Annotated in this window: 11 protein-coding genes; 9 read left to right on the plus strand and 2 right to left on the minus strand. The window is 70.4% G+C overall.

Translation table 11 applies throughout. The features are described 5' to 3' along the window. The 3 genes from AC1DXV_RS25225 to AC1DXV_RS25235 form a co-directional block, all read left to right on the plus strand. Window positions 1-1104, plus strand: a 1104-nt coding sequence (locus AC1DXV_RS25225; protein ID WP_477936118.1) for a Gfo/Idh/MocA family protein, incomplete at its 5' end; no start/stop codon positions are given. 17 nt (window positions 1105-1121) lie between these two features. Beyond that, window positions 1122-2309 carry a dihydrodipicolinate synthase family protein gene (locus AC1DXV_RS25230; protein WP_477936120.1) on the plus strand — a complete coding sequence of 396 codons (1188 nt, stop codon included), beginning with the start codon at window positions 1122-1124 and terminating at the stop codon, window positions 2307-2309. A 1-nt stretch (window position 2310) separates the two neighbouring features. After that, the gene (locus AC1DXV_RS25235; protein ID WP_477936122.1) at window positions 2311-3177 is read left to right on the plus strand and encodes a sugar phosphate isomerase/epimerase family protein; all 867 of its coding nucleotides are present in this window, start codon (window positions 2311-2313) and stop codon (window positions 3175-3177) included. A 3-nt stretch (window positions 3178-3180) separates the two neighbouring features. On the opposite strand, the gene AC1DXV_RS25240 is transcribed toward AC1DXV_RS25235, so the two are convergent. Then, window positions 3181-4410, minus strand: coding sequence for an MFS transporter (locus AC1DXV_RS25240; protein ID WP_477936124.1), 1230 nt, complete (start codon window positions 4408-4410; stop codon window positions 3181-3183). 98 nt (window positions 4411-4508) lie between these two features. Between AC1DXV_RS25240 and AC1DXV_RS25245 the strand changes: the two genes are divergently transcribed. The 6 genes from AC1DXV_RS25245 (at window position 4509) to AC1DXV_RS25270 (ending at window position 9820) form a co-directional block, all read left to right on the plus strand. Next, complete coding sequence (locus AC1DXV_RS25245; protein ID WP_477936126.1) at window positions 4509-5336, plus strand: AraC family transcriptional regulator; 828 nt, start codon at window positions 4509-4511, stop codon at window positions 5334-5336. A gap of 173 nt (window positions 5337-5509) precedes the next feature. After that, complete coding sequence (locus AC1DXV_RS25250; RefSeq protein ID WP_477873337.1) at window positions 5510-6013, plus strand: hypothetical protein; 504 nt, start codon at window positions 5510-5512, stop codon at window positions 6011-6013. A gap of 123 nt (window positions 6014-6136) precedes the next feature. Continuing rightward, entirely contained in the window at window positions 6137-7408 is a 1272-nt protein-coding gene (locus AC1DXV_RS25255) for a roadblock/LC7 domain-containing protein (protein WP_477873339.1), read from the plus strand. Window positions 7409-7440: 32 nt separating this feature from the next. Next, complete coding sequence (nadA, locus tag AC1DXV_RS25260) at window positions 7441-8550, plus strand: quinolinate synthase NadA (RefSeq protein WP_477936128.1); 1110 nt, start codon at window positions 7441-7443, stop codon at window positions 8548-8550. Beyond that, a complete protein-coding gene (nadC, locus tag AC1DXV_RS25265) occupies window positions 8547-9422 on the plus strand; it encodes a carboxylating nicotinate-nucleotide diphosphorylase (RefSeq protein WP_477873636.1) in 876 nt (291 codons plus the stop codon). Before nadA ends, nadC begins: the two co-directional genes overlap by 4 nt. Window positions 9423-9532: 110 nt before the next feature. Continuing rightward, window positions 9533-9820, plus strand: a complete 288-nt coding sequence (locus tag AC1DXV_RS25270; RefSeq protein WP_477874847.1) for a late competence development ComFB family protein — start codon at window positions 9533-9535, stop codon at window positions 9818-9820. Here AC1DXV_RS25270 and nadB read toward each other — a convergent pair. Further along, window positions 9817-10913, minus strand: a 1097-nt coding sequence (gene nadB, locus AC1DXV_RS25275) for an L-aspartate oxidase (protein WP_477936130.1), incomplete at its 5' end; no start/stop codon positions are given. The genes AC1DXV_RS25270 and nadB overlap by 4 nt on opposite strands.

A 10913-nucleotide genomic window follows, 5' to 3' on the forward strand; every position in this document is an offset into this window, starting at 1 on the left:
ATGGGCATGAACCAGCACCTGATCCGCTCGATCGTCGCGATCCGCCACCAGGGCGGCGTGGCGCTCGCCAACGGCGACCGGCTGATGCCCGACCCGGTGCTGATCGGCCGCGATGCCGGCAAGATCGAGGCGCTCGCGAAAGCCCATGGCATCGCGCGCTGGGGCACCAACCTCGATGCCGCGATGGCCGACCGCGCCGACACCGTGTTCTTCGACGCCGGCACCACGCAGATGCGACCGACGCTGCTGGCGCAGGCGATCCGCGCCGGCAAGCACGTCTACTGCGAGAAGCCGATCGCGACCAACCTGTCCGAGGCGCTGGAGGTGTGCCGCCTCGCGCAGCAGGCGGGCGTGAAGCACGGCGCGGTGCAGGACAAGCTGTTCCTGCCCGGCCTGCGCAAGCTCGACATGCTCAAGCGCGCCGGCTTCTTCGGCCGCATCCTGTCGGTGCGCATCGAGTTCGGCTACTGGGTGTTCGAGGGCGACCTGCAGCCGATCCAGCGGCCGTCGTGGAACTACCGGCAGGAAGACGGCGGCGGCATCATCCTCGACATGGTGTGCCACTGGCGCTACGTGCTGGACAACCTGTTCGGCGAGGTGCAGGCGGTGTCGTGTCTCGGCAGCACGCACATCCCGGAGCGCTTCGACGAGGCCGGGCGGGCCTACCGCGCGACGGCCGACGATGCCGCCTACGCGACCTTCCAGCTGGCCGGCGGCGTGATCGCGCAGGTCAACAGCTCGTGGGTGACGCGGGTGCGCCGCGACGACCTGGTCACCTTCCACGTCGACGGCACGCACGGCTCGGCCGTGGCCGGGCTGACCGACTGCCGCAGCCAGGCGCGCGTGAACACGCCGCGCCCGGTGTGGAACCCCGACACGCGCCAGACCATGCCGTTCTTCGAGCAGTGGCAGGAGGTGCCCGACACGCAGCCGTACGACAACGGCTTCAAGCTGCAGTGGGAGCAGTTCCTGCGCCACGTGGCCGAGGACGCGCCGTGGCGCTTCACGCTGCCCGAAGGCGCCAAGGGCGTGCAGCTGGTCGAGGCGGCGCTGGCGAGCTGGAAGGAACGGCGCTGGATCGACGTGCCGGCGCTGGCGCTGTGACGACGCGAGGGACTGCGATGAGCCTGACACTGAACCTGCCGCAGCCCGACGGCCGCCTCGCCCGCTACACGCTGTCGGCGCGCGAGGCCTGGCGCGCGCCGGCCGAGCCCGCCTTCAACCGCATCGCGTACTCGGCGGCGCACGTGGTGGCCGACGCGCTCGCGCCGGTCGATCCGTGGCTGCAGTGCGCGATCGACTGGGACCGCACCATCGCCTGCCGCCAGCGCCTGTGGCGCATGGGCCTGGGCGTGGCCGAGGCGATGGACACCGCGCAGCGCGGCATGGGGCTGGACTGGCCGACCTCGCTCGAGCTGATCGCGCGCTCGCTCGATGCGGCGCGCGACGTGCCGGGCGCGCGCATCGCGAGCGGCTGCGGCACCGATCAACTCGCGCCCGACGCGGCCCGCGGCATCGACGACGTGCTGCGCGCCTACGAGGCGCAGATGGCCGCGATCGAGAAGCTGGGCGGCCGCCTGATCCTGATGGCCAGCCGCGCGCTCGCCCGCGTGGCGCGCGGCCCGGACGACTACGTGCAGGTCTACGGCCGCCTGCTGCGCCAGGCCCGCGAGCCGGTGATCCTGCACTGGCTGGGCGACATGTTCGACCCGGCGCTGGCCGGCTACTGGGGCAGCGCCGACGTCGACCGCGCGATGGACACCGCGCTGGCGGTGATCGAGGCGAACCCGGCGAAGGTCGACGGCATCAAGATCTCGCTGCTCGACAAGGACCGCGAGATCGCGATGCGCCGCCGCCTGCCGCCCGGCGTGCGCATGTACACCGGCGACGATTTCAACTATGCGGAGCTGATCGCCGGCGATGGCGTGGGCAGCGTGAGCTCRCAGCGGCAGAGCGATGCGCTGCTGGGCATCTTCGACGCGATCGCGCCGGCCGCCAGCGCGGCGCTGGCGGCGCTGGCGGCGCACGACCGCAGCCGCTTCCACGCGATCCTCGCGCCCACGGTGCCGCTGTCGCGCCACATCTTCAAGGCGCCGACGCGCTTCTACAAGACCGGGATCGTCTTCATGGCCTGGATCAACGGCCACCAGGATCACTTCGTGATGGTCGGTGGGCAGCAGAGCACGCGCTCGCTGCCGCACCTGGCGGAACTGCTGCAGCTGGCCGACGAGGCGGGGCTGATCGAGCAGCCGGAGCTGGCGGCGCGGCGCATGCGGCATCTGCTGGGCCTGCACGGCGTGGACGCTTGAGATGAGGGATTTCAGCGCCGACCACCGCTGGCTGTCGATCAACACCGCCACCGTGCGGGCGCAATGGCCGCTCGATCGCATCGTGCTGGAGTGCGCGACAAGAGGCATCCGCGCGATCTCGCCGTGGCGCGACCAGGTGGCCGCGGCCGGGCTCGACACGATCGCCGGGCTGGTGCGCGACACCGGCATCGAGCTGTCGGGCTACTGCCGCGGCGGCATGTTCCCGGCGGCCGATGCCGCGGGGCGACAGCGCGCGCTGGACGACAACCGGCGCGCCGTCGACGAGGCCGTGGTGCTGAACGCGCGCTGCCTGGTGCTGGTGGTCGGCGGGCTGCCGGGCGCGCTGTCGGGCCAGGTCGCGCACAAGGACATCGGCGCGGCGCGCGCCGAGGTGCACGACGGCATCGCCGCGACGCTGGCGCATGCGCGCCGCGCCGGCATGCCGCTCGCGATCGAGCCGCTGCATCCGATGTATGCGGCCGACCGCGCCTGCGTCAACACGATGGAGCAGGCGCTGGACCTGTGCGACGCGCTGGACCCCGGCCGCAGCGGCGCGCTGGGCGTGGCGCTGGACGTGTACCACGTGTGGTGGGATCCGAAGCTGCGCGCTCAGATCGAACGCGCCGGCCGCGAGCGGCTGCTGGCCTTCCACGTCTGCGACTGGCGCGTGCCCACGCGCGACCTGCTGAACGACCGCGCGATGATGGGCGACGGCGTGATCGACATCCCGCGCATCCGCGGCTGGGTCGAAGAAGCCGGCTACGCGGGCTACAGCGAGGTGGAGATCTTCTCCAGCGAGGACTGGTGGAAGCGGCCGGGCGGCGAGGTGCTGGACACCTGCATCGCGCGGCACCGCAGCGCCGTGTGACGCTCAGGCCGCCACCAGCACCGTCCGGCGAACCCGCCGCACATTGAAGGCGCTGGCGATCAGCACGCCCTGCACCACCGCGATGCCCAGCCAGACCTGCGCCGGGCGGTGCCAGTCCATCAGCGTGCCGAACAGCAGCGGAGCGATCGCCTGGCCGATGTCCAGGCCCGAGTAGACGACGCCGTAGACGCGGCCGGTCGCGTTGTCGGGCGCCGAGCGCTTGACGATCAGGTCGCGCGACGGCCCGGCGATGCCGGCCGCGAAGCCCATCGCGCCGAACAGCACCGGCACCGCCAGCGCCGGGATCTCGGCGAAGCCCACCACCAGCGCGATCGCCGCGGCCACGCCGAAGCCGGCACCGACGATGCGCTCGCAGCGCGCCGGGTCGGTCACGAGAAAGCCGCCGACCACCATGCCGCCGGCGCTGCACACCATGTAGACCGTCAGGCACACGGCCGCCAGCTGCGTCGGCACGTCGTGCAGCAGGCGCGCCGCCTCGGGCGCGAAGGCCTGCACGCCGCTCAGCGCCATCGCGTAGAAGAAGAAGAACGCGAAGCACATCCAGACCGCCGGGATCGACAGGAAATCGAGGCTGCCGCCGGCCGCCTTCGCCGCGCTGGCCTTGGGCGCTGCCGCGATGTCGTCGAGCGCCAGCTTCTCGCGGTTGAACCACAGCACGATCAGCACCGCGAAGGCCAGCACGCCGGCGCAGGCCAGCGCGACGCGCCACGAGTACGCGAGCGTCAGCGGCACCAGCATCGCCGGCGCCAGCGCCCAACCCAGGCTGCCGGTGATGCCGTGCACGCTGAACGCATGGCCGAGGCGCGACGGGTGCACCTTGYGGTTCAGCAGCGTGAAATCGACCGGGTGGAACACGCCGTTGCCGATACCGGCCAGCACCGAGAACGCCGCCAGCATCCACCAGCCGGTGCTGATCGAGAAGCCGAAGGCCGCCAGCCCCAGCAGCGCCAGCCCCGCGAACAGGATCGGCCGCGGCCCGAAGCGGTCGACGATGAAGCCCGACAGCGCCTGCGTGATGCACGAAACGACGAAGAAGATCGACATCAGCAGGCCGAGCTCGGCGTAGCCGACGTTGAACGCCTCCTTCAGCCACGGGAACAGCGGCGCCAGCAGCAGCTGGCTGAAGTGACTGATGCTGTGCGCCAGGCCGACCAGGCCGATGACGGTGGCGTCCTTGCGCAATGCGGGTGCCGGGGCGGCCAGGGTGTTCATGCAGGGGTTCGGCAGGTGGAATCGAGCACCGATGGTAGGCAGTGACGAAGCGGCCGGATTGCGATAGCCTGTCAATCCTTGTCGAGATCCTGCCAATCATGATCACCCCACCGATCGGCCCGCTCACGCCCCACCTGTACATGCCGACGCCGCAGCGGCCGCTGCGCGCGAAGCAGCACCACCTGGGCACCGACACCCGCGTCGTGCCGCACGACCACCCGTGGGCGCAGGTCGCGCTGTCGTCCACCGGCGTCGTGCGGCTGACGATGGAGCACGGCACCTACCTCGTGCCGCCGTCGCGCGCGCTGTGGATCCCGGCCGGCATGGAGCACGCCGTCAGCGTCGTCGAGGATGCCGACCTGCGCACGCTGTACCTGCTGCAGCCGCGCGGGCGCAGCGGCCCGGGCGTCGCGCCGGGCGAGCAGGCGCCGTGGCGGCAATGCCGGGTGCTCGAGGTGTCGGAGCTGCTGCGCGCGCTGGTGCTCGAGATGAACGTGCAGCCCGACGGCGGCCCGCCGCTCGGCGCCAGTGAACTGCAGCGCGAGCAGCGGCTCTCCGCGCTGATCCTCGACGAGCTGCGCCGCGCTCGCCCGGTGCGCCTGGGCGTGGACCTGCCGGCCGACAAGCGGCTGCGCACGCTGTGCGAGGCGGTGCTCGACGATCCGACACGCCATGCCACGCTCGACGGCTGGGCACGCGACACGGGCGCGAGCCCGCGCACCGTGGCGCGCCTGTTCCGCCAGCAGCTCGGCACCACCTTCGTCCAGTGGCGCCAGCAGGTGCTGCTGGCCAAGGCCTTGTCGATGGCGGCGCGCAAGCAGCCGATGGGCGTGATCGCGGCCGAGCTGGGCTATGCGAGCGCGAGCGCGTTCAGCGCGATGGTGCGCCGCTCGGTGGGCGCGCCGCCGAGCCGCTTCTTCACCTAGGGATGCGCTGATCTATTCAGCTCCTACCGCCGAGTTGATCTCCGCGGCCACCGCTGCGGCCCAGCTGAGCGGCACTTCTCAGATGCGAGCCGATTGCGGGACCTGTGCTTCGGCGCTAAGCTCTTTCTGCGTTCCGACCGGGCGTGGTGCGGCTTTCGAGAAAGAGGTGCGACATGGGCTACCGGGACAATTTCTATGTTGTGGGCAACATCATCGGGTTCACCGGCATCCTGCATCAGTCGCCGACCGTCTACTTCCACGCGGGGACCGAATTTGGGCACATCACCCAGAACCACTGGTTCGAGGCCAACTGCGGCCGCGAAGATGTGGGCAGCGATCCGGGATACACCATCGGGAACGAGATGCAGCCGAACGGAATCAGGGCGTCCGTGGAGCGCTGCAGCGGCGTCGTCATCCACACCAGCCGCAGCCTCTATACCGCGGTGAACCAGACCGAAATGGACACCATCGCCCTTTTGGCGCAGGCAATCATCGCCTTTCCCGAAAAGAAGCGCGTCCCGCTCTATGCCAGCCTGATGGGTGCCTACAAGGGCAATGACTTGGAACAGGTACTGGAGTCGCTGGACAACCGGCAGCAGGCGAATGCCCTGATCCGCGCCGGACTTCCGCGCCTGCGCCCTGTGCAGCCGTCCATGATGAAGGGGTCGGGCGCCTGAGCGATCAGCGTGTCCCTTGCGGCAAGGGCAATCCCTGCCCCCTGAAGTGGGGTAGCCAATTTGGGGATGGCCCGATGCGCGCCTCCCCCTAGACTGCACGGGACTCAACTGCCGGGAGCACCCATGTTGTCATCGCTGTTCGGAGACCTGCGCGGCGATCAACCCGAGGGTCGCTTGCCCGGCTTCGCCGCCACCTCGCTCATGGAGAGCGTGGCCACCGAGGTGAACGACCAGGGCCAGATGGTCGATCGCCACCTGCGCGACCTGGTCGTCACCGGCTCGGCGGCGCAGGCGATCCGCGAGCATTTCGCGGCCACCCGCGCCGACCTCGAAACCGCAACCCGCCACATCGCGCTGCACGACCCCACCGGCGTGTGGGCCAGCGCCGTCGTGAAGGCGCTGTCGGATGCGAGCGGGCGGCCGATCGAGCGGCTGCACCTGCGCGAGCACACCACGCTGCGCACGCTCGCGATGATCGAGCGCACCACGCTCGAACGGCGCGACGAGGGCCTGCTGCGCATCTACCACGCCGACGTGCGCGCGCCCGGCCCCGACAACGCGGCGATCCCGATCGCGCTGATGGAGCGCAGCCACATGACCGCGGTGATCGTCGGCGCGATGCAGCCGCATGCGGTCGACGGCATGCTCCACACCCTGTATGCCGCGGTGAACCAGCCCGGCTGGCGCTGCCCGACGCTGCTCTTCATGCTGCCGCCGAGCGGCGTGTGGATCGCCAACAAGATCGGCATGATCCAGTGGCCGCAGCGGCTCAAGGTGCAGGTGCTCAACGAATCGCTGTCGAGCGCGTCGGCGGTGTGGAATGCGCTGCTGGGCCAGTGGAACCGCGTGAAGACCGAACCGGTGTGGGGGCCGCCGCCGGTGGCCGCGATCGCTTCGGTGCAGGGGCCGGACGGCTTCCCGATCAAGGTGGCCGACCTCGATGCCGCGGCAGCCGCCGCCTCCGCATCCCCCGGCGCCGCCATCAGGAGCAGTGCCGTCACGAAGGCTCCGGTGCGGGCGGTGCTCGATCCGCAGCGCGCCGCCCATGCGCTCGACAGCATGCTGCAGGTCGACGGCCTGATGGGCTGCGCCGTCGTCGACACCGCGACCGGGCTGGTCGTCACGCACAAGGTGCGCGAGGAACACCCGGTCGACATCGAGCTGGCCGCCGCCGCCTGCACCCAGGTGCTGCGCGTGCACGACCGCCATGCGCGCGACATGGGGCTGGCCGACGCGGTGCAGGAGATCATGACCAGCACGCCGACGCGCCACCACCTGATCCGCTCGCTGTCGCGGCACAGCGGGCTGTTCCTGTTCGCGCTGCTCGACAAGCAGCGCAGCAACCTGGCGCTGGCGCGCTACAAGCTGATGGAGGCGGAACAAAGCCTGTCCTGAGAAGGGTTGCGGGGCTTCGATAACATCCGGGGATGAGCCAAGAAGTTCTCTTCGACTACCCCCTGCAAGACGCCGCCGGCGCCACCTGCACCGCGCACGCCTGGGCCAAGGTGCCCGAGCCGCTGACGCCGGCCGGCCGCGCCGACCACAAGGCGCGCGCGAAAGCCCTGCTCGCCAAGCACGACGCGGTGCTGGTCGCCCACTACTACGTCGACGGCGACCTGCAGGACCTGGCGCTCGAGACCGGCGGCCTGGTCGCCGATTCGCTCGAGATGGCGCGCTTCGGCCGCGACCACCCGAGCAAGACGCTGGTCGTCGCCGGCGTGCGCTTCATGGGCGAGACCGCGAAGATCCTGAGCCCCGACAAGCGCGTGCTGATGCCCGACCTCGACGCGACCTGCTCGCTCGACCTCGGCTGCCCGCCCGACGATTTCGCGCGCTTCTGCGACGCCCACCCCGACCGCAAGGTCGTCGTCTACGCCAATACCAGCGCCGCCGTGAAGGCGCGCGCCGACTGGATGGTCACCAGCTCCTGCGCGCTCGCGATCGTGCGCCACCTGAAGGAACGCGGCGAGAAGGTGCTGTGGGCGCCCGACCGCCACCTCGGCCGCTACATCCAGGAAGAAACCGGCGCCGACATGCTGATGTGGAACGGCGCCTGCATCGTGCACGACGAGTTCAAGGGCCTGGAGCTCGACCTGCTGAAGGCCGAGCACCCGGGCGCGAAGGTGCTGGTGCACCCGGAGTCGCCGAAGTCGGTGGTCGCGCAGGCCGACATGATCGGCTCGACCTCGCAGCTGCTGAACGCGGTGCTGCAGATGGACGCGAAGACCTTCATCATCGCCACCGACAACGGCATCCTGCACCGCATGCGCCAGCTCGCGCCCGACAAGACGCTGATCGAGGCGCCCACCGCCGGCAGYAGCGCCACCTGCAAGAGCTGCGCGCACTGCCCGTGGATGGCGATGAACGCGCTGCAGGGCGTCGTCGCCTGCCTGGAGCACGGCAGCGGCGAGATCCACGTCGACGAGCCGGTGCGCAGCCAGGCGCTGGGCTGCATCGACCGCATGCTCGATTTCGTGAAGGCCAACCCGTCGAGCACGCAGAAGCTCGGCCTGGTGAAGAACATCGGTGCCGCATGACGATCGCCTTCGAGTTCGATGAAACGCTGGAACAGGCCCGCACGCGCAACATCCGCGATGCGCTGGCCGAAGACATCGGCCGTGGCGACTGGACCGCGCAGCTCGTGCCGGCCGGGCGCCGCGTGCGCGCTCGCGTGCTGGTGCGCGAAGACGCGGTGCTGTGCGGCCGCGACTGGTTCGACGGCTGCGTGCGCGCGCTCGATGCGCAGGCCGCGATCGACTGGCATGTCGACGAAGGCGCGCACATGGCACCCGACACGCTGGTCTGCCACATCGAGGCCGATGCGCGCGCGCTGCTGTCGGCCGAGCGGCCGGCGCTGAACTTCCTGCAGCTGCTGTCGGCCACCGCGTCGGTCACGCGCCGGCATGTCGACGCGATCGCCGGTGCGTCGCCGAACCCGCGCGGCTGCGCGATCCTCGACACCCGCAAGACGCTGCCCGGGCTGCGGCTGGCGCAGAAATACGCGGTGCGCATCGGCGGCGGGCAGAACCAGCGGCTCGCGCTGTGGCACGGCATCCTGATCAAGGAGAACCACATCGCCGCGGCCGGCGGCGTGGCGGCCGCGCTGCGCCACGCCCAGGAGCTGCAGTCGGGCGTCGACATCCAGATCGAGGTCGAGGGCATTGCCCAGCTGCGCGAGGCGCTGGAGGCCGGCGCCACCAGCGTGCTGCTCGACAACTTCGACGAGGCGCTGATGCGCGAGGCGGTCGCCGTGACGGGCGGGCGCGCGCTGCTCGAGGTCTCGGGCAACGTGCAACTCGACCAGGTGCGGCGCATCGCCGAGACCGGCGTCGACCGCATCTCGATCGGCCGTCTGACGAAGGACGTGCGGGCCACCGACTACTCGATGCGGGTGCTGGAGCGGATCTGACTGCGGGTGGGAGTCCCGGTCGGCGCGGACTTATGCCGCACTCTGGGTGTGGCCGCCGCGGCCCGCACTGACTACAGTCGACGGGACATCCCCACCGAACGGCGGACCCCATGAGCGCAGACTTCGACACGATCTTCAACTACCACGAGCGCGCCGTCTTCGAGGCGGTGTCCGCGGCCGCCACCCAGCACCCGCACCTGCATGGCAGCGAGCTGCTCGCCGACATCGCCTGCGTCGCGCTGAACCGGCTGCCGCCGCGCTACATCCGGCATGCGGTCGATTTCTCGTTCTACCTGAGCGAGAAGGAGCGCCACGTGATCGAGGTGGCGATCACCGAGGCGGTCGACTTCGCGTTCCAGTTCGTGCTGGCGCGTACCGCCATGAAAGCCCGGAACTAGCTTCGGCTGGTGGCGAGGCGCACGAGGATCGTCGGGAAACTCACCGGCAGCGTGCGCGGKAAATCGCGGCTGAAATGCAGCCCGCGGCTCTCATGCCGCATCARTGCCGAGCGCACGATCAGCTCGGCGCAATCGACCAGGTTGCGCAGCTCCAGCAGGTCGCGCGTGACGCGGAAGTTCGCGTAGTAGTCGTCGATCTCGCTGCGCAGCAGGTCGATGCGGTGCAGCGCCCGCTCCAGCCGCTTGGTGGTGCGCACGATGCCGACGTAGTTCCACATCAGCAGGCGCAGCTCGTCCCAGTTGTGCGCGATCACGACCTGCTCGTCGGCGTTCTCGACCTGGCTCTCGTCCCAGTCCGGCAGCTCGGGCTGCTCGCTCGGCGCGTGCTCGAGGATGTGGTCGGCGCAGGTCTTGCCGAGCACCACGCATTCCAGCAGCGAGTTGCTGGCCAGCCGGTTCGCGCCATGCAGGCCGGTGTAGGTGGTCTCGCCGACCGCGTACAGCCCCGGCAGGTCGCTGCGCCCGTGCAGGTCGGAGACGACGCCGCCGCAGGTGTAGTGCGCGGCCGGCACCACCGGAATGGGCTGCGTCGTGATGTCGATGCCGAGCTTCAGGCAGCGCGCGTGGATGGTCGGGAAATGCTCCTTCAGGAACGCCGCGCCCAGGTGCGTGGCATCCAGCAGCACGTAGTCGACGCCATGCTTCTTCATCTCGAAGTCGATCGCGCGGGCCACGATGTCGCGCGGCGCCAGCTCGCCGCGCGGGTCGTGCGCCTGCATGAAGCGCGTGCCGTCGGGCAGCAGCAGGTGGCCGCCCTCGCCGCGCAGTGCTTCGGTGATCAGGAAGCTGCGCTCCTGCGGGTGATAGAGGCAGGTCGGGTGGAACTGGATGAACTCCATGTTGCCGACCCGGCAGCCCGCCCGCCACGCCATCGCGATGCCGTCGCCGGTGGAGGTGTCGGGGTTGGTCGTGTAGCGGTACACCTTGCCGGCGCCGCCGGTGGCCATCACGACCGCCGATGCCGCCAGCGTCTCGACGCGCTGGCGGTCGATGTCGAGCGCGTAGATGCCGTAGCAGCGGGGCAGCTCGTCAC

The organism is Rhizobacter sp. P3_C12 (assembly GCF_056402735.1).

Bases quoted from the DNA above. Each gene is read 5' to 3' on its own strand.
- AC1DXV_RS25235 (WP_477936122.1), top strand. From the start codon at position 2,311: ATGAGGGATTTCAGCGCCGACCACCGCTGGCTGTCGATCAACACCGCC.
- AC1DXV_RS25245 (WP_477936126.1), top strand. From the start codon at position 4,509: ATGATCACCCCACCGATCGGCCCGCTCACGCCCCACCTGTACATGCCG.
- AC1DXV_RS25250 (WP_477873337.1), top strand. From the start codon at position 5,510: ATGGGCTACCGGGACAATTTCTATGTTGTGGGCAACATCATCGGGTTC.
- AC1DXV_RS25255 (WP_477873339.1), top strand. From the start codon at position 6,137: ATGTTGTCATCGCTGTTCGGAGACCTGCGCGGCGATCAACCCGAGGGT.
- nadC (WP_477873636.1), top strand. From the start codon at position 8,547: ATGACGATCGCCTTCGAGTTCGATGAAACGCTGGAACAGGCCCGCACG.
- AC1DXV_RS25270 (WP_477874847.1), top strand. From the start codon at position 9,533: ATGAGCGCAGACTTCGACACGATCTTCAACTACCACGAGCGCGCCGTC.